The sequence below is a fragment of the Mycobacterium asiaticum genome (assembly GCF_001668675.1).
Lineage (GTDB): Bacteria > Actinomycetota > Actinomycetes > Mycobacteriales > Mycobacteriaceae > Mycobacterium > Mycobacterium asiaticum_D.
Genome location: NZ_LZKQ01000226.1, coordinates 14,796 through 36,194 on the forward strand (window position 1 = coordinate 14,796; position 21,399 = coordinate 36,194).

Here is a 21,399-nt window from a genome sequence, read left to right on the forward strand (position 1 = left end):
CCTAGGTCTCTACTCAGGTCTGGTTCCCGGCGCACAGGTTCCACGGGTCGGTGCGGATGTCAGACACCCGCACCGCCAGCTTGGGCCCGAACGCCGAGCGCAGCACGTCCGCCGCTTGCCCGCACCACGGGAATTCACTCGCCCAGTGCGCCACGTCGATCAACGCCACTTCCGACGCCCGGGAATGCTCGTCGGCCGGATGGTGCCGCAGGTCGGCCGTGACATAAGCCTGCACACCGGCCCGAGCTACCGCACTCAACAACGAGTCGCCGGCTCCCCCGCAGACCGCAACCCGCGACACCGGCACGTCGGGATCACCGGCTGCGCGCACCCCCCACGACGTGGACGGCAACGCGGCACCGACGCGGGATACGAAGTCGGCGAACCGTTCGGGTCGCGCCAGCGTGCCGATGCGGCCCAGCCCCGTGTCGGCGGGCGGTGGAGCCATGGCGAAGGTGTCGAAGGCCGGCTCCTCGTAGGGGTGCGCCGCGCGCATCGCCGCCAGCACCGCACCGCGCGCACGGGCCGGGGCCACCACCTCCACCCGGTCCTCGGTGACGTGTTCGACCGTCCCGACGCTGCCGATCGCCGGAGCTGCCCCGTCGTGCGGCAGGAACTGTCCGATGCCGGTGACGCTCCAGCTGCAGTGCGAGTAATCGCCGATCTGCCCGGCGCCCGCTGCGAACACCGCCTCGCGCACCTTGTCGGCGTGCTCCTGCGGCACGTAGATGACCCACTTGTCCAGATCGGCCACCGACGGCGACGGCTCGAGCACCGCCTCGACGGTCAGGCCGAGCGCGTCGGCCAGCGCGTCGGACACCCCCGGTGCGGCCGAGTCGGCATTGGTGTGGGCGGTGAACAGGGCACGGCCGGAACGGATCAGGCGGTGAATCAGCGCACCCTTGGGTGTGCTGGCCGCGACCGTGTCGACCCCGCGCAACAGCAGCGGATGGTGAGCGAGCAACAGGGCCCCGTCTGGGACCTCGTCGACGACGGCGGGCGTCGCGTCGATGGCGATGGTCACCGATTCGACGTCCTCGGCGGGGTCGCCGCAGACCAGGCCCACCGAGTCCCAGGACTCGGCGAGTCGCGGCGGGTACGCCTCGTCCAGCACCTCGATGATGTCGGCCAGCCGTACGCTCACCGGCGGCTCCCACTGCGCAGGCCGGCCAGCGTCTCGGCGATCGATTCGACCAGTCGTGACCACTCCGGCCGCACCGCCACCCGCAAGTACGTCGCGTCCAGGCCGACAAAGGTGTCACACCGCCGCACCGCAATACCGCTGCCGGCCAACCGATTCCGGATCAATTCGGCGTCGGGGCTACGGAACAAGACGAACGGTGCCCGCCCGGCGACCACGTCGACACCCACCGATGCCAGCCCGGCGACCATGGCCGCGCGGGTGGCGGCCAGCCGCGCGGCGTCGGCGGCGGCTTCGGCGACGGCTCGCGGGCTGCAGCAGGCCGCGATCGCGGTCAGCTGCAACGTCCCCACCGCCCAATGCGCGCGCTGAGCGGTCAACCGCGTCAGCACCTCGAGTGACCCGAGTGCATAACCCACCCGCAGCCCGGCCAGTGCCCACGTCTTGGTCAGGCTGCGCAGCACCAGCACGTCGGGCAGGGCGTCCCCGGCAAGGGATTCCGGTTCGCCGGGCACCGCGTCGGCGAACGCCTCGTCGACCACCACGATCCGTCCCGGCCGGCGCAGGGCCAGCAGTTGCTCGCGGCTGTGCAGGACCGACGTCGGGTTGGTCGGATTTCCCACCACGACGAGGTCCGCGTCCTCGGGGACCCGCGCGGCATCCAGGATGAACGGCGGCGGCAGGACCACGTGGTGCACCGGGATTCCGGCCGCCGTCAGCGCCGCCTCCGGCTCGGTGAACGACGGCGCGATGAGCGCCGCACGGCGCGGGCGCAGGTTGGGCAACAACGCGAAGCCCTCGGCCGCACCGGCAAGCGGCAGGACCTCGGCGGCCGCACGGCCATGGCGGGCGGCGGCTGCGTCCTGGGCGGCGCGCACCTCGGCGCTGCCCGGGTAGTGGGCCAAATCGGTCAGGCGTGCGCCCAGCTGCGCTATCAACCAGGACGGCGGCTGGACGTGACGGACGTTAACCGCGAAATCGAGCATCCCGGGCAGCACGTCTTGATCACCGTGATAGCGGGCCCGCGACATGCGGGCCGACGCGCTCTGATCCAGACCAGCCACCACTGAAACACTAGTGCGCCAGTACGCGAAGTAGGCATCCGGCGCACCACGGCGCACTCGCGCGCCGCCATCAACCACAATGGGAGCGTGACAGGTTCGATCACCGACGAGGCACCGCAGCTGGTGATTTTCGATCTCGACGGCACCCTCACCGATTCGGCCGTCGGCATCGTGGCCAGTTTTCGGCATGCGCTCACCCACATCGGTGCGGCCATCCCGGACGGGGATCTGGCCGCTCGGATCGTCGGCCCGCCGATGGATGAGACCTTCCGGGAGATGCAGCTCGACGGGCGCGCCGACGAAGCATTCGCGGCTTTCCGCGCCGAGTACGGCAGCCGCGGCTGGGCGATGAACAGCCTGTTCGACGGCATCGAACCGCTGCTGGCCGACCTGGAGGCCAACGGCGTCCGGCTGGCCGTGGCGACCTCGAAGCTGGAGCCCACGGCACACCGCATCCTGGCGCATTTCGGGCTGGACCACCATTTCGAGGTGATCGCCGGCGCCAGCCCGGACGGCTCGCGCAAATCCAAGGCCGACGTGCTGGCGCACGCGCTGGAACAGCTGCGACCGTTGCCCGAGCGAATTCTCATGGTTGGTGACCGCAGCCACGACGTGCACGGCGCGGCGGCGCACGGCATCGACACCGTGGTGGTCGGCTGGGGTTACGGGCGCACCGACTTCGCGGACCCGGACGCGCCCGCCGGTCCCACTCTGGTCACGCACGCCGCGACCATCGAGGAGCTTCGGAAGGTGCTGGGTGTCTGAGTCGAAGCTGCACGTGACGTTCGTCTGCACCGGCAACATCTGCCGTTCGCCGATGGCCGAGAAGATGTTCGCTCACCAGATACAAGAGCGCGGCCTGGGCGACGTGGTGCGGGTGACCAGCGCCGGCACCGGCAACTGGCACGTCGGCGAGGGCGCCGACCTGCGGGCCAAGCGGGTGCTGCGCGACCACGGCTACCCCACCGACCACCGTGCCGCTCAGGTCGAGGACGACCATCTGGCGGCGGACCTGGTGATCGCGCTGGGCCGCAATCACGCGCAGCTGCTGCGCCAGCTCGGGGTGGACGACGACCGGCTGCGGATGTTGCGGTCCTTCGACCCGCGGTCGGGTGCGTATGCCCTGGACGTCGAGGATCCGTACTACGGCGACCAGAACGACTTCAAAGAGGTCTTCGACGTCATCGAAGCCGCCCTGCCCGGCCTGCACGCGTGGGTGGACGAACGACTCGCCCAGAACGGATCGGGTTGATGCCCTCGCGGAATCGCGGTCTGAGGTTCCTGCTGCGGCCGAGCTGGCTGGCGCTGGCCCTGGTGTGCATCGCGTTCACCTACCTGTGCTTCACCGTGCTGGCGCCATGGCAGCTGGGCAAGAACACCAAGACGTCCCGGGAGAACCAGCAGCTCGCCGATTCGCTCAACGCCGCCCCGGTGCCGTTGAACACCCTTATCCCCAACCAGGATTCGCCTACCAACGGGCAGCAGTGGCGCAAGGTGACCGCCACGGGCCACTACCTGCCCGGCATCCGCGTGCTGGCCCGGCTGCGGGTGGTCGAGGGCGACCAGGCGTTCGAGGTGCTCGCCCCGTTCGCCGTCGACGGCGGTCCTACCGTGCTGGTGGATCGCGGGTACGTGCGGCCCGAGCAGGGATCGCACATCCCGCCGATCCCGCCGCCGCCGGAGAACACGGTGACGATCACCGCCCGCCTGCGCGATTCCGAGCCGACCGTGCAGGGCAAGGATCCGTTCACCAGAGATGGCTACCAGCAAGTCTTTTCGATCAGCACCGAACAGGTGTCTTCGCTGACGGGCGTGCCGCTGGCCGGGTCGTACCTGCAGTTGGTCGACGACCAGCCCGGCGGGCTCGGCGTGATCGGGGTGCCGCGCCTGGACGCCGGTCCGTTCCTCTCCTACGGCATTCAGTGGATCCTGTTCGGCGTTCTCGCGCCGGTCGCGTTGGGGTACTTCGTCTACTCCGAGGTGCGGGCCCGTCGCCGGGAGAAGGAACTATCCGCGGCTGGGAAGGCGGAAGCGTCGGCGCCCGTTCAGCCGATGACCGTGGAGGAGAAGCTCGCCGATCGCTACGGGCGCCGCCGGTAGGTCTTGCTCACTCGAGCCGCTCCCAGCGCCACCGCCACCGCACCCGCTTGCACCACCCGCGACAGCCGCACCGCCCGTCGCAGGTCGTGCACCGTTGGCGGCTCGCCGTCACCAAGAACCGGCCGGATCTCGAGTTCGTGGCGGTACTGGGTCGGCCCGCCGAGCCGCACCCCGAGTGCCCCGGCGAACGCCGCCTCCACCACGCCGGCGTTGGGGCTGGGATGGCGCGCCGCGTCGCACCGCCACGCCCGCACCGCCCCCGTCGCAGATCCGCCGACCACCGGCGCGCAGGCCACCACCAGCGCGCCGGTCACCCGCGCCGCCACGTAGTTCACGATGTCGTCCAATCGTGCTGCCGCCCAACCAAATTTGCTATAGCGCGGGGATCGGTAGCCGACCATGGAATCCAACGTGTTGACGGCGCGGTAGATCAGCACTCCGGGGGCGCCGCCGGCCGCGGCCCACAGCAGCGGCGCGACCTGGGCGTCGGAGGTGTTCTCAGCCACCGACTCCAGCGCCGCGCGCGTCAGACCGGCGGCATCGAGCATCGCCGGGTCGCGCCCGCACAGCGACGGGAGCAGTGTCCGGGCACCCGCAACGTCCCCGGCCGCCAGCAATGCCGCCATGTCGGCTCCGGTGCGCGCCAGCGATGTGCCCCCAAGCGCGGTCCAGGTGGCGACGGCGACGGCCGCGGCGCGGCGCACCGGTCCGCCCCGCTGCAGGGCCGCGCCCAATAGACCGGCGCCGGCCACCAACATCGTCACGTGCGCAGCACCCGCAACCCGGGCATCGCGGTAGGTGACCCGCTCCAATTGGGCTGCCGCCGCACCGAACAACGCGACGGGGTGCCCTCGCTGAGGATCACCCAGGGCCAGGTCCGCGAGGTAGCCCGCCAGCACGCCGACCACGCGGCCCCGCCGTGTCGACGCAAGCACCAGGGCAGCGTCTCATAACCCCGGCATTCGTGATCTACTCGACCGCATGGGGTACTCGCAATGAAGCGACCCGCAACCAGGGTTGCCGACCTGTTGAACCCGGCGGCGCTGTTGCTGCCGGCGGCTAACGTGATCATGCAGTTGTCGCTGCCGGGCGTCGGCTACGGAGTGCTGGAGAGCCCCGTGGACAGCGGCAATGTGTACAAGCACCCGTTCAAACGGGCCCGCACCACCGGCACCTACCTGGCCGTCGCGACGATCGGGACCGAAGCCGACCGCAAATTGATGCGCAGCGCCGTCGACACCGCGCACCGGCAGGTCCGCTCGCGGCCGTCGAGCCCGGTGCCCTACAACGCGTTCAACCCGAAGCTGCAACTGTGGGTGGCGGCCTGCCTCTACCGCTACTTCGTGGAACAACACGAGTTCCTGCACGGCCCACTCGACGACGCCAGCGCCGACGCGGTCTACCAGGACGCCAGGCGACTGGGCACCACCCTGCAGGTGCCGGACAGGATGTGGCCGGCCGACCGGGTCGCCTTCGACGAGTACTGGAAGCGGTCCCTGGACGAGTTGCGGATCGACCCGCCGGTGCGCGAGCATCTGCGCGGGGTGGCCGCGATGGCGTTTCTGCCGCTTCCGCTGCGGGTGCTGGGCGGACGCCTCAACCTGTTCGCCACGACGGGGTTCCTGGCGCCGGAGTTCCGCGCGATGATGCGGCTGGACTGGTCGGAGTCCCAGCAGCGCCGGTTTGAATGGCTGCTTTCGGCGCTGCGGCTCGCCGACCGGCTGATACCGCACCGGGCGTGGCTGCTCATCTATCAGATTTACTTGTGGGACATGCGCTTTCGTGCGCGTCGCGGCCTGCGGGTCGTCTAGCGAGGAGGTCGGTAATGCCTTTCCCGCCGCTCAACCACGTCGCCGTCACGGTGCGAGACCTCGAGGTCAGCGGCCCGTGGTACCGACGTCTGTTCGGTGAGCCGATGGTCGACGAGCACACCGACGCCGGCTACCGGCATCTGGTCTTCCTGCTGGCCGGCAACACATTGTTCGGCATCGTGCAGCACGACCGCGCCGCGCCCGACGAGAAATTCAGCGAGTTTCGCGTCGGCCTGGACCATGTCGGCTTCGGGTGCAGCTCGCGGCGGGAACTGGACACGTGGGTTGGGGTGCTCGACGACCTGGGTGTCGAGCACGGCGGCATCGTCGATGCGCCCTACGGCGCGGGGTTGAGCTTCCGCGACCCCGACGGCATCGCGCTGGAGTTCTTCGCGCCGCCCGCCTGACCGCTCGGGGCGGGCCGCGCCGCCCCGAGCCGCCTCGGCCCAGCATGCCGCCGAGTGTGCGATTCACGACGCTGCAGCGGCGTGTCGTGTCGCCAGATGCACACCCGGCGACGGGACCGGCCCGGGCCGCCGGGCCCCGACCCGTCAGCGCACCGTCGCGAAGAACTTACGGACGTCCTCGACGAACAACTCGGGCTGCTCGAACGCGGCGAAGTGCCCGCCGCGCGGCATCGTCGTCCAGTGCGTGAGGTTGAAATTCGGCTCACACCACCGTCGCGGCGCGCGCAGCACTTCCTTGGGGAAAGCGGCCACCCCGGTTGGCAATTCGACCCGGCTGGTGTCGCCCCATACCGTGAAACTCTCCCAGTACAAGCGGGCCGAGGACGCCGCGGTCGCGGTCACCCAGTACAGCATCACGTTGTCCAGCAACTCATCTCGGGTCAGCACATTCTCGGGGTGCCCGTCGCAGTCCATCCACGCCCAGAACTTCTCCACGATCCAAGCCAGCTGGCCCACCGGCGAATCAACCAGTCCGTATCCCACGGTTTGCGGCCGCGTCGACTGCTGCTTGGAATAGCCGGTGCCCGTCTTGCGATGTTCCGCCAGCGCGGCGAGCGCGGCCTGCTCCTCCGGGGTGGGGTTGGCCAGGGTCTCCTTGGTGGGCATGCCCAGCGGCATGTTCAGGTGAATCCCCGCGCAGTGGCCGCCATTACGGCCGATCTGGGTGGTGACGGCCGCGCCCCAGTCGCCGCCCTGAGCGCCGTAACGCTGATAGCCCAGGCGAAGCATCAGCTCCTCCCAGACAAGCGCGATCTTCTCCACACCCCAGCCGGTGCGGCCCGGTTTCCCGGAGAATCCGTAACCGGGCAGCGACGGGCAGACGACGTGGAACGCGTCCTCAGCGCGGCCGCCGTGTGCGGTGGGATCGGTCAGCGGCTCAATCACCTTGTGGAACTCCACAATCGAGCCCGGCCAGCCGTGGGTGATCAACAGCGGGAACGCATCCTCGTGCGGCGACCGCTGATGGATGAAGTGGATGTCCAACCCGTCGAATTGGTCGACGAAGTGGTCAAATCGGTTCAGCGCGGCTTCCCGCGCCCGCCAGTCGTAGTTATTGGCCCAGTAGGCGGCCAGGTCCTGGGTGTAGCGCAGCGGAATCCCCTGGCTCCAGTCGTCCACGCACTCGGCCTCCGGCCATCGGGTGCGCGCCAATCGCGATTGCAGGTCCTCGAGAACATCGTCGGGCACATCGATGCGAAACGGCTTCACCCGCTTATAGTGCCGCTCGCCGACGAGGGCGCGACAACCACCCTATTTCTGCGTCGCGTCCTTGATCAGCGTGCTGATCTGCTCGAGCAGTTCGCGCATGTCGGCGCGCATCGCGTCCACCGCGGCGTACAGGTCCGCCTTCGTCGCCGGCTGCTGGTCCGAAGCCAGCGGACGCACTGGCGGTCCGGAAGTCTGCCGCGCCGTGCCCTCGCTCTGCGAACCAGGTAGGTCACCCACGCCCTCGACCTTGCCACACCGGGTCAGACACGTCCAAGAGCCGGCGCATACGCATACCCGACCCGCAACTATCAGCGTTTTCGCCGATGCTTCGCCCCTACACCGGGTCGCATCCTGGCTAGCATGAGCGAAACGAGCTGGAGCGTCCCCGAGATGAGCGAGCTACCGACCGGATTACCAACCGGAACAGTGACCTTGCTACTGGCCGACGTCGAGGGGTCGACACGGCTATGGGAAACCCAGTCCGAGGCGATGCAAGACGCGGTCGCGCGACTCGATGCAGTGCTCGCCACGACGGTCGCGGCCCATCACGGCGTGCGGCCGGTCGAACAGGGCGAGGGCGACAGTTTTGTCATCGCGTTCACCCGCGCCGCCGACGCGGTGTCTTGCGCGCTGGACTTGCAGCGGGCCCCGCTGGCGCCCATCAGACTGCGCATCGGCGTGCACACCGGCGACATCCATCTGCGCGATGAAAGCAACTACATCGGCCCGACGATCAACCGCACCGCCCGCCTGCGCGATCTCGCCCACGGCGGTCAGACGGTCCTCTCCGGTGCTACCGAACCGCTTGTCCTCGACCAACTTCCGACAGATGTCACGCTGACCGACCTGGGTACCCATCCACTACGGGATCTGCCCCGGCCGGAACGGGTTGTGCAACTGTGCCATCCCGACCTGCACAATGACTTCCCGCCGTTGCGAACCATCAACACCGTTGCTGCGCAACGGCTTCCAACGCAACTGACAAGCTTCATCGGCCGTGAGACCGAGATCCGCGGCATCCGGGAGGCGCTGGCCGAGAACCGACTCGTGACGTTGACCGGCGCGGGCGGAGCCGGCAAAACCCGGTTGGCGGTGCAGGTCGCGGCATCGGTGGCCACCGACTTCTCCGACGGTATCTCGTATGTCGACCTGGCGCCGGTCACCGATCCCGACGCTGTGCCGCTGACGGTCGCCCGGGCGCTGGGCGTGCCCGACCAGGCGGGCGACGTGACCATCGACATGCTGCGACGGTTCATCCGCGATCGCCGGATGCTCGTCCTGGTGGACAACTGCGAACACCTGCTCGACGCCAGCGCGGAGTTGCTCGGTGGCCTGTTGGCCGGATGCCCGGCGTTGACGCTGCTCACGACCAGCCGCGAATCGATAGGAGTGGGCGGTGAGCTGAGCTGGCGAGTGCCCTCGCTGTCCCTGACCGACGAGGCCGTCGAACTCTTCGCCGATCGTGCGCGCCGCATCCGACCGGAATTTCGCGTCGGTGACGACAACGCGGAGACGGTGATCGCCATCTGCCGCCGGCTTGACGGACTACCGCTGGCCATCGAACTTGCCGCGGCCCGCATCCGCGCGTTGTCACCAACCGAGATCCTGCGCAGTCTGCACGACACGTTCCGGCTGCTCACCGGCGGCGCGCGAACCGCCGTGCGCCGCCAGCAGACGTTGCGGGCCTCGGTGGACTGGTCACACGAATTGCTCAGCGAGGCCGAACGGGTGTTGTTCCGCCGGCTGGCGGTGTTTCTCGGCGGCTTCGATCTCGATGCGGCTCAAGCCGTCGGCGGCGGGGAGCGCTACCAGGTGCTCGATCAGCTGACTCTGCTCGTCGACAAATCACTTGTCGTTGCCGACGACGGTCCGCACGGCACCCGCTACCGGCTGTTGGAGACGGTCCGGCAGTACGCGTTGGAGAAACTGGGCGAGTCCCGCGAAGGCGACGACGTGCGCGGCCGCCACCGCGACCACTACACGGCGATCGCCTCCCGGCTCGCGACCTCGCCGGCCGAGGAACGCCAACACCGCATCGATGTAGCCGGTGCCGAAATCGACAATCTGCGAGCGGCTTTCGCGTGGAGCCGGGAGAACGGCGACACGGAGCAGGCGTTGTCCCTCGCGTCGTCGTTATTGCCGCTCTGGCTGAACCGAGGGCTGATGCAGGAAGGCGTGAAGTGGCTGGAGGCCGCGCTCGCCGACGCGGATTCTCCCGCCGAGGCGTCTCCCGGGCTGATCCGGGCGATGGTGAGCCACGTAATTTTGGGGTCGTTCCGGGGCCTGACGGTCGATCTCGACTACGCCGAGCGCACGCTGGCCGCGGCGCGTGAGCTCGGCGAGCCCGCCCTGGTGGCGCGGGCGCTGACCGGTTGCGCGGGCCGCGCCTCCGCTGACAGGCACCGCTCCGTCGCGTACTTCACCGAAGCGGCGGACATCGCCCGGGCCAGCGGCGATTCCTGGTGGTTGGGACAGACAGTCGCATTAGAGGCGGTAGCTGCGCTGCTGTTCGGCGAGCCGCAGATGGGACAACAGGCCGCCGAAGAAGCGCTGCGCATCGCCGACGCGATCGGCGAGAAGTTCGTGTCCCGGCAGTCCCGCTACGTCCTGGGTTGGGCCCAGGTACTGCGGGGAGATCTTTCCGGCGCGTTGCCGGTGGTTCGCACGGTCGACGACGAGGCGACTGCGGCTCGCGACGGTATGTATTCCATGCACGCCCGGTCGCTGCAAGCACTGATCCTGGCCTATCAGGGGCAGACGGAAGCCGCCGAAGCGGCGGCGAAAGTCGCGCTCGCCCGCGTCACCAACCTGTTCGATACCTACAGCGGAGTCGTCTACGCGGCATCCGCGGTGGTGCACCTGGCCATGGGTGATGGGCACGCTGCGTCCGAAGCGTTCGCGGCGGCTCGAAAAGTCACCCCACTGGATCCGCAAATGGCCGCCATTTACAACTTTGCGGCGTTGGCGCCATTGGCCTATGGCGATTTCGCCGCGGCCCGCCGGTGGGCCGACGAGGTGGTGGCCGCGACGACGGGGTGGAGTCGGGCCGCGTCTTCGATAACACGCGCGTACGTGGAGATCGCGCAGGGCGAAGCCGACGCCGCCGAACGGGATGCTTACGGGGCACTCGACTTGGCCGCTCGACTCAAGGGCGACCTGCTCATTCCGTTCGCCCTCGACTGCCTGGCCATGGTGGCAACCGGCGAGGAGAACCACACACTGGCCGCCCGATTGTTCGGCGCCGCCGACGCGGCACGCCAACGCATGGGGCTGGTGCGGTTCAAGATCCTCGATCCCGGTATCGAGCCCCGCGTCGCCGCCACACGGGAAGCGCTGGGCAACAACGATTTCGACGCCGCTTGGGCCGAAGGCGCGGAACTGTCGAGCGACGAGGCCGTCGCCTACGCGCTACGCAAGCGCGGCGAACGCACCCGCGCCAGCAGCGGCTGGTCCTCGCTGACCCGCGCCGAACTCGACGTCGTCAAGCTGGTCAGCGAGGGCCTGCCCAATCGCGATGTCGCCACCAGACTGTTCATCTCGCCCCGCACCGTGCAGGCCCACCTGACGCACATCTACACCAAGCTCGGCCTGACCTCGCGGGTGCAGCTCGCGCAGGAGGCCGCGCGGCACGGCTAGCGGAACGCGCGGTTGCCGTACCGGTCGAGCGAGACGAATTCCCCCACCGGCCGACGGGAAGTCGGCCCGTACTTGCCCTTTGGCCAGCCCAGCGGAACCACCGCGACTGGGGTGACGTTCCACGGCAACCCCAGGGCGCGCTTGGCCACGATCGAATTCCACAACGGCATGGTGATCAACGCCGCGCCCAGCCCGGCCGCTCGGGCGGCCAGTAGCAGGTTTTGCACCGCGGGATAGATGGAGCCGTAGGCGCTGCTGACCGCAATCGTGGGCCGGGGCGGGATGACGCCCTTGAGGCAGGCCACCACGACGACGGGGATGTCGTCGAAGTGGTCGGCCTGCCAGCGGACGGCCTTTTCGATGCGAAGCATCTTTTCGTCCATGCGCTTTTCCAGCGCACGCTTGTAGAGCGGACCGAACACGTTCAGCGCGGTCCGATTCAGCCGGCCCAGCTTGGCGACGACCTTGCGGTCCTTGACGACGATGAACTCCCAGTTCTGCGCGTTCGACCCGGTCGGTGCCTTCATGGCCAGTTCGAGCAGATGCAGTACCAGGGAGTCGTCGACCGGGTCGCTCTTGAGCCGGCGGATGGCGCGCTGGGTGCGCATCGCCTCCTCGAGCGGCATGTTCAAAGGTTCCTGCTGGCTCATCTGTCGATTCCAGCAACTACGCAGGGTCGCGGGCAACACCGAATGTTTGCCCCAGACCATCCCGGGGATTCGCTAGGGCAGCGACAGGAGGATGAGATGACGCTGGACTACGACGTCCTGATAATCGGTTCCGGTTTCGGCGGATCGGTTTCGGCGCTGCGGCTGACCGAGAAGGGCTACCGCGTCGGGGTGGTGGAAGCCGGGCGCCGTTTCGAGGATTCGCAGTTTCCCAAGAACAGCCTGGACCTGCGCAACTTCCTGTGGGCGCCCAAGCTCGGCTGCACCGGCATTCAGCGCATCCACCTGCTGCCCGACGTGATCGTGCTGGCCGGCGCCGGTGTGGGCGGCGGCTCGCTGAACTACGCCAACACCCTGTACGAACCCAAATCCGACGCGTTTTACCGGGATCGGCAGTGGGCGCACATCACCGACTGGCGAGACGAGCTGCAGCCCTACTACGACCAGGCCAAGCGGATGCTGGGCGTGGTGAGGAACCCGACGATGACGGCCTCCGATCACGCGCTACGCAAGGTCGCCGACGACCTGGGCGTCGGGGACACGTTCGGCATGACACCTGTGGGGGTGTATTTCGGCCCGGACAACGTGCCCAATCCCGGTGTGGAGACCGATGATCCGTTCTTCGGCGGGGCCGGGCCGCGCCGGCGTGGTTGCATCGAAGTCGGCGAGTGCATGACCGGATGCCGGCATAACGCCAAGAACACCCTGATGAAGAACTACCTCTATCTGGCCGAGCGGGCCGGTGCGCGGGTGCACGATCTGACCACCGTCACGTCCGTGCGTCCCCGGGCCGAGGGCGGCTATGCCGTCGAGACCGTGCGCAGCGGAGCATGGCGGCCCAAGCGCACGGCCGCGACCATCACCGCCGAGCAGGTGATCTTCGCGGCGGGCACCTGGGGAACCCAGCAGCTGCTGCACCGGATGAAGGCCAGCGGCACCCTGAGCCAGATCTCCGACCGGCTCGGGGTTCTGACCCGGACGAACTCCGAAGCGCTGTGCGGCGCCAGCGTCCGGCTGCGGCAGGGCAAAGACGCCGCGTTCCATCAGGGTGTCGCGATCACGTCGTCGATTCACCCGGACGACAAGACGCACATCGAACCGGTCCGCTACGGCAAGGGCGCGCAATCGATGGGGATGCTGACCACCGTCATGACCGACGGCGGCGGGCGCGCACCGCGCTGGTTGCGCTGGCTGGGCCAGGTGCTGCGCCACCCCGGGCAGGCCGCCTCGGTGTACGCGGGCCTGCGCAGCTGGTCGCAGCGCACGGTCATCGCGCTGGTCATGCAGACCGAGGACAACTCGCTGACGCTGTTCCCCAAGCGCAGGCGGTTCGGCGGCGTCAAGCTGTCCTCACGGCAGGGCCACGGCGTGCCCAACCCCACCTGGATCCCGAAGGCCAACGAGGCGGTCCGTCGGCTCGCCGAGGACATCGGCGGTATGCCCTACAGCAGCGTCGGTGAGATCTTCGACGTCCCGATGACGGCGCACTTCCTCGGCGGCTGCACCATCGGCGACTCACCCGAGACGGGTGTCATTGACGCCTATCACCGGATGTATGGCCACCCGGGGCTGCACGTCGTCGACGGGTCGGCGATCTCCGCGAACATCGGGGTGAACCCGTCGCTGACCATCACCGCGCAGGCCGAGCGGGCGATGTCGTTCTGGCCCAACAAGAACGAGGCCGACACCCGGCCGCCGATCGGCGCGCCCTACCAACGGATTCCGCACATCGCGCCGCAGCACCCGGTGGTGCCGGCCAACGCCCCGGCCGCGCTGACGCTGCCGCTCCACCAAAGTTGATGCACAAGCGGCTCAACGAACTTATCGTTAGCTGATGCGGACCCCGGCGCCGATCATCGTGTCCCTGCTGATCGCCGCCTGCGTCGCCTGTCCCTCGGCCCGCGCGGAGGCAACCTATGGGCCCGGCACATACGCGGTGCCCGAGCAGCTTCCACACGGCATCTACACCGCGCGTACCGACGTGCGTGATCCCGGTGCGCCCGAATGCACATTCAGCACCTGGACGAGCGATTGGAAACCGATCAGCGGCGACAGCGTGGGTCCCGCACAATCGATCACGGCGGATATCACGCCTACGGTAGGGCACTTCATCACCCACGGCTGCACGCCGTGGGTCAAAGTGCAGTGAGTCGCGTCGACGCCATACCGCGCCGCTTGCAACGACTATTGCTCACGCTGATCGCCTTGGTGTTGGTGTTGGTGTCGGCCGGCTGTGGTGGCAGCAACAATGCCTCCGACAGGCCGGCGGCGGGCCACGCGGTGGTGATCGTTTCCGGTGGGGACGCGACCAGCCCATTCACTACCCCCGACCAGGCCTGCGCCGCGGGCCTGGCCGCGGGCAACACCGACACCGCGATCCGCGAGTATCTGCTCAAGCAGGGCTACACCGTCTACACCTCCCCCGCGATGGCCGGCCGCGGCCAAGTCACCGATCAGACCGGTTTCGGTCCCTTCTCGATGTGTCCGGTGACGTTGCCCGAAAACATGACGGTGAACTCGCAGGGCAGCATCGACACCGCCGGTGAGCATCTGGCCCGGTTCTTGACCTGGCTGCAGACCGACAAGGGTGTCACCGAGGTGGATCTGATCGGCCATTCGATGGGCGGCTTGTATTCCCGCGCCGCCATCCGGGTGTTGACGGGGATCAATTCGGCGCTGAAGATCCGCTCGCTGACCACCATCGGCACGCCGTGGCAGGGTGCCTTTGTCGCCGACTACGCCAATGACGCAGTGCCGCTGAGTGATTGTCTCGGAGACCGGCTCTGCGAAGACGCCATGAAGGGATTCAAGACCGAGGTGCAGCGGCTGGTATCGGGTTCGGGGCGTGAGGTCACCAATGCCTACCTGCAGGGCGACAACGGCTGGAACCAGTTTCAGGCCGGTGTGCTCGAAAAGATTCCGGTGGTGCTGATCGGCGGTAACAGGTTCACGCAACCCGGTCAGGCGAATCCCGCTGTGTGGCCTAACGACGGCATCGTCGCTCTTCGCAGCGCGCTGGCCACCGACATCGCCGACTCGGTGTTGCCGCACCGGCGCTGCTTCACCTTCGACGACACCCACAGCATCTACGTTTCCAACCTGGCCGGGCTGGACTGGAAGACCGGGCTCACGTGGGATCCTCGCGTGTTCGACGTGCTGAACAACGCGATCAAGGACGCGCCGACGGCGCTCGACACCGCCAACCGGCAGGACTGCCCCGAACCCTCAAAGCCCTAGATGGTGTCGGATCCCGGCACCCGCGCCGCCGCCGACCCAACGTGGTTCATCCGCCGGATGATCGCGTATTTGTGGACCTCCGTCGGCCCGTCATAGAGCCGGAATCCGCGGATGTCCCGGAAGATCATCTCGATCGGCGTTTCGTCGGTGACGCCGATGCCCCCCATGACCTGGATGCAACGGTCGACAACTTTGAAGAGCTCCTCGGACACGAACGCCTTGCTTATCGAACTCTCGTGCCGCCCCTTGTGCCCCTGGTCCAGAACCCAGGCCGTGTACCAGATCGCCAAGCGGCACTGGGTGAGCGCAATCTCGTTGTCCGCCAGCATGAACCCGACGCCCTGGTGGTCGATGATCGAGCTGCCGAAGGCCGTGCGGGTCTTCGCATGCTCCAGGGCGATGTGCTGTGCGCGCGAGGCGGCACCCAACCAGCGCATGGCGTGCGTGAGACGTGCTGGGGCCAAGCGCATCTGCGCGTAACGCATGGCCTCCCCGACCTCGCCGAGCACGTTGGCTGCGGGCACCCGCAGATCGTCGAAGACGACCACGCCGTGCCCTTCGACGTAATTGCGGTCCATCGAGTTCATTACGCGTTCGACGACGATGCCGGGGTTGTCACCCTTGGCGAGGAACAACGTTGGTCCGCTGCGGTTTCCGTCGTCGACCACGTTGGCCATCACGATCCAGGTGCCCGCACCGTTGGCTCCGGTGATGAGCCACTTGCGGCCGTTGATGACGTAGGAGTCGCCGTCGCGTCGCGCCTCGGTGAGCAGTTGTGACGGATCCGATCCCGCCCCGCCGGGCTCGGTCATCGCGAACACCGAGCGAAACTGCCCGTCAAGCACGGGTTTCAGGAAGACTTCGGCCTGCTCGTCGGTGGTCAGCTTGTCGAGCAGGAACATGTTGCCCTCGTCCGGCGCGGCGCAGTTCATCGCGACGGGCCCGAGGGTGGACCATCCGGCCGCCTCGTAGATCACCGACTGCTCGATGTGCGAGATGCCTTTGCCGCCGAATCGCGGGGACGCCTGTGGGGTGAGCAGCCCTTGCCTGCGGGCCAACTCGACGAGCTCCTGCCGTAACTCGTCGTTGGGGCCGTGCTGGGTGAGCCGCGGATCGCGCTCGTAGGGAATGATTTCGTCGATGACGAACTGGCGGACACGTTCGCCGAGTGCCGTCAGTTCCTGGGGTATGGAGAAGTCGATCACGGAGCCGTCCTGTTCGTGTAAGTGATCAAATGTGTTCTGTTGAAAGAGAATCCGCGGTTACCGCCAGGACAGAGGTCGCAATGCGGTTGAATGCGGCGTATTTCGGGCCGACGAGCGCCCCACGCTGGTGCAACACAAACATCTGCTGCCAGGCGATCGCGAGCCGCAGCCGGCCCAACGCCAGGTAGAACCCGACCGGCACGGCTTCGCGTCCTGCCGCGGCGAAGTACTGCGCCGCGAGCGCCTTTCGGTCCGGGAAGCCCGGCTGCAGTGAGGGAGCCAATCCCAGTTCGCGGATGACTTCCGCGTCGTCGGGCTGCGCCCAGTACGACAGGGTGACGCCGAGATCGAAGAGCGGATCGCCCAGAGTCGACATGTCCCAATCGATCACGGCGGCGGCCGCACCCGTTTCGTCGAAGATCACATTGTCGAACTTGAAATCATTGTGCAGCACAGCCGGTTTCACTGACGGCTCCGGCGCCGCGGTCTCCAGCCAGGACACGATGTGCTCGACCGTCGCCGGCGGCGTTCCGTCGAACGCATTGTGCGCCCGCCGGTTCCAACCGCTGATCTGTCGTGCGATGAACCCGTCCGGCCGCCCGAGTTCGCGAAGCTCGGGATGTGCGTCGATGTCGATCGAGTGCAGGTCGGCGAGTGCGGTCACGAATTCGTCGGCGAGCCGGACGGCGGGGACATGCGCGAGTCGCTCGGGAATCGTGTCGGACACGACGGTGCCCGGCCGGTATTCGATCAGCTGGAATGGTCCGCCGAGTACCGAAGTGTCCTCACAAAACGCGACCGCCCGCGGAGCGCGGCGGTAATGCCCGTGCAATTGACTCAACACGCGAAATTCCCGCGCCATGTCACTGGCCCCCTCGGCCAGCGGCCCGCTCGGCGGGCGGCGAAGGACCAGGGGTTGGCGGTCAACCCAGATCAGGTAGTTCAGGTTGGCCAGGCCGTTCGCGAACTGGCGGGGCTCCGTCGCGTCGAGCGTCATCCCGCGACCTTGTAGCCAAGCGTCGAGCGCTTGCCAGTTCTGCGGTACGGATTCGGCGCGGAAGCTGTGTTCCGTCACGGCGGCAGCAGAGTCACCACGATCGTGGCGTGTTGTCATCGAGGCTCCTCCGGCCGACGTCGATGTCGTGCGCATCCCCCGAGGCTTCCGGTGTCAGATCGCGCCGCGCATGTCGGGATGTCGTCGATTAGCCCCATCACGGTACTCACGGTCGAGATCCCGGCATCGAGGTGTCACCCTCGTCGACCGCAAAGTCGAGGCCATGGCGGCACACCCGATCGGACAATAAACTCCGGCCTCGAAGGCGAGCTTCGCAATGAGGCAGCGGTTCACAGTGGTGGTTGCAATCCTCAGCGCCTTACTTGTCACCGGCTGCCAGACACCCTCGAGGCCCGGGCGCGCCGGCGAGAACACGCCCACCACAACATTGCTTGAGATCCGCCACGACCTGGATCCGTTGAGGTCCAGATTCCCGTTGATCGGCCATCCGGTGTCAGCGTCGTGTCATCACGTGGGTCCATGACTAATCGCGTCGACGTGTGTGACCGATAACCGCATTGACACGCGCAATGAGTGGGCGCGGACGGTATCGAACCGCCGACCGCTGGTGTGTAAAACCAGAGCTCTACCACTGAGCTACGCGCCCCTTATGCCCCGGCGCAGGCTACACGCCGAAGGGCCCAGCACTCAAAACGCTCAACCCTGCACGGCCGCCAACGCCTGCCGCCACAGGTCCTGATCGCGGGGCTCACCGGGCTGCTTCATCTCGGCAAACCGGATGATCCCAGAGCGATCCACCACGAAAGTGCCCCGGTTGGAGACACCGGCGACGTCGTTGAACACCCCGTAGGCCTGGCTGACCGCACCGTGCGGCCAGAAATCGGACAACACCGGAAAGGTGAAGCCGCTCTGCACGGCCCAGATCTTGTGGGTGGGCGGCGGTCCCACCGAGATGGCCAGCGCCGCACTGTTGTCGTTCTCGAACTCGGGCAGGTGATCGCGCAGCGCATCCAGCTCACCCTGGCAGATCCCGGTGAACGCCAGCGGGAAGAACACCAGCAGCACGTTCTTGGTGCCCCGGTAGTCGGCCAACGCAACCGGCTGCTGATTCTGGTCGCGCAGGCTGAAGTCGGGGGCAGTGGCTCCGACGTCAAGCATCAGCGCTTCCCGGTCCGCGACTTCGGCTGGACCAGGCGGCTGGCACTCCAATTGCCCAGATTGACCGACGACGTCGGCATCAGGCCCGCGGTGGGGGCCGCCTCGGCGATGTCGGCGGGCAACACATGCCCCGGCCGCCCCGTCTTGGGCGTCAGCACCCAGATCACGCCGTCCTCGGCCAGCGGGCTGATCGCGTCCATCAGGATGTCCACCAGGTCCCCGTCGCCGTCGCGCCACCAGAGCAACACCACGTCGACGACTTCGTCGGTGTCCTCGTCGAGCAACTCACTGCCGCACGCCTCCTCGACGTCGGCGCGGATGTCGTCGTCGGTGTCCTCGTCCCAGCCCCACTCCTGCACGACCTGGTCCCGTTGGATGCCCAATTTTCGAGCGTGATCCGCCGCGACCACCGTGGAACCTCCTCAACAAACCGCACGACAAGCGACGACCGTTATCGTCGCACAGGCACCTCAGAGTTCATACGGCTAACCCATGCACAGTTTCAGCGCCTTGGTCTTGGCATCGTTCAGCCGATCAACCCGTCTGTTGAACTCACCGGTCGGAGCATGGGTACCGATCGCATTGGCCACCTGACGAGCCGCGTCGTTGTAGGTGTTGAACGCGTCGCGCATCTGGGCCGGCAACGCCTCGCTGTAGCTGTTCTCCACCGCCGTCGCACTGGCATTGAGCGCCTCGATGGCCGGACCTTCGGTGGGCCCGGTATTCCTGCCGCCGTTGAACGCCGCGACGAAGGCATTCACCTTGTCGATGGCTTCCTTGCTGGTGGTGGCCAACGCATCACATGAGGTCCGCATCGCCCGCGTCGTCACCGACGCCTGCCGTTGGGACTCGCGGACGCTTGAGGTCACCGACGACGCCGACACCGAGGCGGACACCGACGACCGGTAGGCCGGCGCGAGGCTGGTGTCGGGTGAACCGCTCCCCTCGGTGACCTTCGTACAGCCGACGATGCCGATCACCAGCACCGCAACACAGCCGAGAGCCAGGGCGCCTCGCCTGGGGATCTCCCCCACGTGAATCACGGGATCTGACGTTACCGGGTCACGATCCCATCTGCCCCATTAGCACCGACTTTGATCATGTGCTGACGGCAGGCGTCGCCTATCCGCGGAGCACTCCGGTGCGGCACGATAGGAGGAAGATCGATCAAGTAGCTACCCTGCCACCTTCAGGAGCAGAAGTTGACGACCGAGTTCGCCCGCAACGATCTGGCCAAAACCTCAAGCAGCACAGGCGAACCCGACCGGGTTCGGGTGATCCGCGAGGGCGTGGCGTCGTATCTGCCCGACATCGATCCCGAGGAGACCTCGGAGTGGCTGGAGTCCTTCGACGAGCTACTGGCCCGATCCGGGCCGGCGCGGGCGCGGTATCTGATGCTGCGGATGCTGGAGCGGGCCGGCGAGCAGCGAGTGGTGATCCCATCGCTGACCTCGACGGACTATGTCAACACCATCCCGACCGAACTCGAACCCTGGTTCCCCGGTGACGAGGACGTCGAGCGCCGGTACCGGGCGTGGATCAGGTGGAACGCGGCCATCATGGTGCACCGTGCGCAACGCCCCGGGGTGGGCGTCGGCGGGCACATCTCGACGTATGCGTCGTCGGCGGCGCTCTACGAGGTCGGCTTCAACCACTTCTTCAAGGGGAAATCCCACCCCGGCGGCGGGGACCAGGTCTTCATCCAGGGCCACGCCTCCCCCGGCATCTACGCCCGCGCCTTCCTGGAAGGCCGGTTGAGCACCGAGCGCCTCGACGGATTCCGCCAGGAACACAGCCACGCACCGGGGTTGCCCTCCTATCCGCACCCCCGGCTCATGCCCGACTTCTGGGAGTTCCCGACGGTATCGATGGGTCTGGGGCCGCTCAACGCCATCTATCAGGCGCGGTTCAACCACTATCTGCACGACCGTGGCATCAAGGACACCTCCGAGCAGCACGTGTGGTGCTTCCTGGGCGACGGCGAGATGGACGAGCCGGAAAGTCGCGGCCTGGCGCACGTCGGCGCCCTGGAAGGGCTGGACAACCTGACCTTCGTGATCAACTGCAACCTGCAGCGTCTCGACGGCCCGGTGCGCGGCAACGGCAAGATCATCCAGGAGCTGGAATCGTTCTTCCGCGGCGCCGGCTGGAACGTCATCAAGGTGGTCTGGGGCCGCGAATGGGACGCCCTGCTGCACGCCGATCGTGACGGCGCGCTGGTCAACCTGATGAACTCCACCCCCGACGGGGACTACCAGACCTACAAGGCCAACGACGGCGCCTACGTGCGTGACCACTTCTTCGGCCGGGACCCGCGCACCAAGGCCCTCGTGGAGAAGATGAGCGACTCCGAGATCTGGAACCTCAAGCGGGGCGGGCACGACTACCGCAAGGTTTACGCCGCCTACCGCGCCGCGGTCGACCACAAGGGACAGCCGACGGTCATCCTGGCCAAGACCATCAAGGGCTACTCGCTGGGCGCCCACTTCCAGGGCCGCAACGCCACGCACCAGATGAAAAAGCTTGCGCTGGAAGACCTCAAGCATTTCCGGGACGCCATGCGGATCCCGATCAGCGACGCCCAGTTGGAGGAAGACCCCTATCTGCCCCCGTACTACCACCCCGGCCTCGTTGATGCCCTCGTGCAGGATCTGACCGACTTCACTCTCCTTATAGGCCAGCATCAGC

General features: G+C 67.5%; 21 protein-coding genes and 1 tRNA gene. 10 read left to right on the forward strand and 12 right to left on the reverse strand.

Features of this window, described 5'->3' with window-relative positions; all coding sequences use genetic code 11:
* Positions 1-13 precede the first annotated feature (13 nt).
* Together A9X01_RS19485 and cobC are read right to left on the reverse strand one after the other, a co-directional pair.
* Positions 14-1,144: a Nif3-like dinuclear metal center hexameric protein gene (locus A9X01_RS19485; RefSeq protein WP_065122322.1), complete on the reverse strand. Its 1,131-nt coding sequence runs from the start codon at positions 1,142-1,144 to the stop codon at positions 14-16.
* Positions 1,141-2,172, reverse strand: a complete 1,032-nt coding sequence (gene cobC / locus A9X01_RS19490) for an Rv2231c family histidinol phosphate aminotransferase CobC (protein WP_253849226.1) — start codon at positions 2,170-2,172, stop codon at positions 1,141-1,143. The genes A9X01_RS19485 and cobC overlap by 4 nt, the downstream gene beginning before the upstream one ends.
* 156 nt (positions 2,173-2,328) lie before the next feature.
* Here cobC and A9X01_RS19495 point away from each other — a divergent pair, with 156 nt between their 5' ends.
* The 3 genes from A9X01_RS19495 to A9X01_RS19505 are packed head-to-tail and all read left to right on the forward strand — an operon-like array spanning position 2,329 to position 4,305.
* Positions 2,329-2,970, forward strand: a complete 642-nt coding sequence (locus tag A9X01_RS19495; protein WP_065122340.1) for an HAD-IA family hydrolase — start codon at positions 2,329-2,331, stop codon at positions 2,968-2,970.
* Entirely contained in the window at positions 2,963-3,457 is a 495-nt protein-coding gene (locus A9X01_RS19500) for a low molecular weight protein-tyrosine-phosphatase (RefSeq protein WP_081282481.1), read from the forward strand. The genes A9X01_RS19495 and A9X01_RS19500 overlap by 8 nt, the downstream gene beginning before the upstream one ends.
* A complete protein-coding gene (locus A9X01_RS19505) occupies positions 3,457-4,305 on the forward strand; it encodes an SURF1 family cytochrome oxidase biogenesis protein (protein WP_065122323.1) in 849 nt (282 codons plus the stop codon). Before A9X01_RS19500 ends, A9X01_RS19505 begins: the two co-directional genes overlap by 1 nt.
* On the opposite strand, the gene A9X01_RS19510 is transcribed toward A9X01_RS19505, so the two are convergent.
* A complete protein-coding gene (locus A9X01_RS19510) occupies positions 4,287-5,240 on the reverse strand; it encodes a cobalamin biosynthesis protein (protein WP_065122324.1) in 954 nt (317 codons plus the stop codon). The genes A9X01_RS19505 and A9X01_RS19510 overlap by 19 nt on opposite strands.
* Positions 5,241-5,300: 60 nt before the next feature.
* Here A9X01_RS19510 and A9X01_RS19515 point away from each other — a divergent pair, with 60 nt between their 5' ends.
* Together A9X01_RS19515 and A9X01_RS19520 are read left to right on the forward strand one after the other, a co-directional pair.
* Positions 5,301-6,116: an oxygenase MpaB family protein gene (locus A9X01_RS19515; RefSeq protein ID WP_065122325.1), complete on the forward strand. Its 816-nt coding sequence runs from the start codon at positions 5,301-5,303 to the stop codon at positions 6,114-6,116.
* A 14-nt stretch (positions 6,117-6,130) separates the two neighbouring features.
* Positions 6,131-6,523: a VOC family protein gene (locus A9X01_RS19520; RefSeq protein ID WP_065122326.1), complete on the forward strand. Its 393-nt coding sequence runs from the start codon at positions 6,131-6,133 to the stop codon at positions 6,521-6,523.
* A gap of 144 nt (positions 6,524-6,667) precedes the next feature.
* Here A9X01_RS19520 and A9X01_RS19525 read toward each other — a convergent pair whose 3' ends face one another.
* A complete protein-coding gene (locus A9X01_RS19525; RefSeq protein ID WP_065122327.1) occupies positions 6,668-7,792 on the reverse strand; it encodes an epoxide hydrolase family protein in 1,125 nt (374 codons plus the stop codon).
* A 42-nt stretch (positions 7,793-7,834) separates the two neighbouring features.
* Positions 7,835-8,029: a hypothetical protein gene (locus A9X01_RS30055; protein ID WP_099051140.1), complete on the reverse strand. Its 195-nt coding sequence runs from the start codon at positions 8,027-8,029 to the stop codon at positions 7,835-7,837.
* 123 nt (positions 8,030-8,152) lie between these two features.
* Between A9X01_RS30055 and A9X01_RS19530 the strand changes: the two genes are divergently transcribed.
* A complete protein-coding gene (locus tag A9X01_RS19530; protein WP_065122328.1) occupies positions 8,153-11,428 on the forward strand; it encodes a LuxR family transcriptional regulator in 3,276 nt (1,091 codons plus the stop codon).
* Here A9X01_RS19530 and A9X01_RS19535 read toward each other — a convergent pair.
* Positions 11,425-12,078 (reverse strand): nitroreductase family protein, encoded by a 654-nt coding sequence (locus tag A9X01_RS19535; RefSeq protein WP_253849220.1) that lies wholly within the window; start codon positions 12,076-12,078, stop codon positions 11,425-11,427. The two genes, A9X01_RS19530 and A9X01_RS19535, sit on opposite strands and share 4 nt — an antisense overlap.
* 96 nt (positions 12,079-12,174) lie before the next feature.
* On the opposite strand from A9X01_RS19535, the gene A9X01_RS19540 reads away from it, so the two are divergent.
* Genes A9X01_RS19540 through A9X01_RS19550 form a run of 3 tightly spaced genes read left to right on the forward strand, consistent with a single transcriptional unit; the run spans position 12,175 to position 15,333 of the window.
* The gene (locus A9X01_RS19540; protein WP_065122329.1) at positions 12,175-13,896 is read left to right on the forward strand and encodes a GMC oxidoreductase; all 1,722 of its coding nucleotides are present in this window, start codon (positions 12,175-12,177) and stop codon (positions 13,894-13,896) included.
* A 34-nt stretch (positions 13,897-13,930) separates the two neighbouring features.
* Complete coding sequence (locus A9X01_RS31475) at positions 13,931-14,245, forward strand: hypothetical protein (protein ID WP_065122330.1); 315 nt, start codon at positions 13,931-13,933, stop codon at positions 14,243-14,245.
* Complete coding sequence (locus A9X01_RS19550) at positions 14,242-15,333, forward strand: lipase family alpha/beta hydrolase (protein ID WP_253849222.1); 1,092 nt, start codon at positions 14,242-14,244, stop codon at positions 15,331-15,333. The genes A9X01_RS31475 and A9X01_RS19550 overlap by 4 nt, the downstream gene beginning before the upstream one ends.
* On the opposite strand, the gene A9X01_RS19555 is transcribed toward A9X01_RS19550, so the two are convergent.
* The 6 genes from A9X01_RS19555 to A9X01_RS19580 form a co-directional block, all read right to left on the reverse strand.
* Positions 15,330-16,538 carry an acyl-CoA dehydrogenase family protein gene (locus tag A9X01_RS19555; RefSeq protein ID WP_065122331.1) on the reverse strand — a complete coding sequence of 403 codons (1,209 nt, stop codon included), beginning with the start codon at positions 16,536-16,538 and terminating at the stop codon, positions 15,330-15,332. The genes A9X01_RS19550 and A9X01_RS19555 overlap by 4 nt on opposite strands.
* A 25-nt stretch (positions 16,539-16,563) precedes the next feature.
* Positions 16,564-17,652 carry a phosphotransferase family protein gene (locus A9X01_RS19560; RefSeq protein ID WP_065122332.1) on the reverse strand — a complete coding sequence of 363 codons (1,089 nt, stop codon included), beginning with the start codon at positions 17,650-17,652 and terminating at the stop codon, positions 16,564-16,566.
* 475 nt (positions 17,653-18,127) lie between these two features.
* Positions 18,128-18,199: transfer RNA gene (locus tag A9X01_RS19565), tRNA-Val, on the reverse strand.
* A 50-nt stretch (positions 18,200-18,249) separates the two neighbouring features.
* Positions 18,250-18,711, reverse strand: a complete 462-nt coding sequence (locus A9X01_RS19570) for a peroxiredoxin (RefSeq protein ID WP_065122333.1) — start codon at positions 18,709-18,711, stop codon at positions 18,250-18,252.
* Positions 18,711-19,121 carry a DUF3052 domain-containing protein gene (locus A9X01_RS19575; RefSeq protein ID WP_065122334.1) on the reverse strand — a complete coding sequence of 137 codons (411 nt, stop codon included), beginning with the start codon at positions 19,119-19,121 and terminating at the stop codon, positions 18,711-18,713. The genes A9X01_RS19570 and A9X01_RS19575 overlap by 1 nt, the downstream gene beginning before the upstream one ends.
* Positions 19,122-19,196: 75 nt before the next feature.
* On the reverse strand, positions 19,197-19,745 hold the full coding sequence (locus A9X01_RS19580) for an Rv2240c family protein (RefSeq protein ID WP_081282484.1): 549 nt from the start codon (positions 19,743-19,745) through the stop codon (positions 19,197-19,199).
* Positions 19,746-19,913: 168 nt separating this feature from the next.
* Here A9X01_RS19580 and A9X01_RS19585 point away from each other — a divergent pair.
* Positions 19,914-21,399, forward strand: a 1,486-nt coding sequence (locus A9X01_RS19585) for a thiamine pyrophosphate-binding protein (RefSeq protein WP_495524982.1), incomplete at its 3' end; no start/stop codon positions are given.

Excerpts from the sequence above, each read along its gene's own strand:
- A9X01_RS19505 (WP_065122323.1), top strand. The coding sequence starts at position 3,457 with ATGCCCTCGCGGAATCGCGGTCTGAGGTTCCTGCTGCGGCCGAGCTGG.
- A9X01_RS19540 (WP_065122329.1), top strand. The coding sequence starts at position 12,175 with ATGACGCTGGACTACGACGTCCTGATAATCGGTTCCGGTTTCGGCGGA.
- A9X01_RS19560 (WP_065122332.1), bottom strand. The coding sequence starts at position 17,652 with ATGACAACACGCCACGATCGTGGTGACTCTGCTGCCGCCGTGACGGAA.
- A9X01_RS19570 (WP_065122333.1), bottom strand. The coding sequence starts at position 18,711 with ATGCTTGACGTCGGAGCCACTGCCCCCGACTTCAGCCTGCGCGACCAG.
- cobC (WP_253849226.1), bottom strand. The coding sequence starts at position 2,172 with ATGTCGCGGGCCCGCTATCACGGTGATCAAGACGTGCTGCCCGGGATG.
- A9X01_RS19515 (WP_065122325.1), top strand. The coding sequence starts at position 5,301 with ATGAAGCGACCCGCAACCAGGGTTGCCGACCTGTTGAACCCGGCGGCG.
- A9X01_RS31475 (WP_065122330.1), top strand. The coding sequence starts at position 13,931 with ATGCGGACCCCGGCGCCGATCATCGTGTCCCTGCTGATCGCCGCCTGC.
- A9X01_RS19530 (WP_065122328.1), top strand. The coding sequence starts at position 8,153 with ATGAGCGAAACGAGCTGGAGCGTCCCCGAGATGAGCGAGCTACCGACC.
- A9X01_RS19535 (WP_253849220.1), bottom strand. The coding sequence starts at position 12,078 with ATGAGCCAGCAGGAACCTTTGAACATGCCGCTCGAGGAGGCGATGCGC.
- A9X01_RS19520 (WP_065122326.1), top strand. The coding sequence starts at position 6,131 with ATGCCTTTCCCGCCGCTCAACCACGTCGCCGTCACGGTGCGAGACCTC.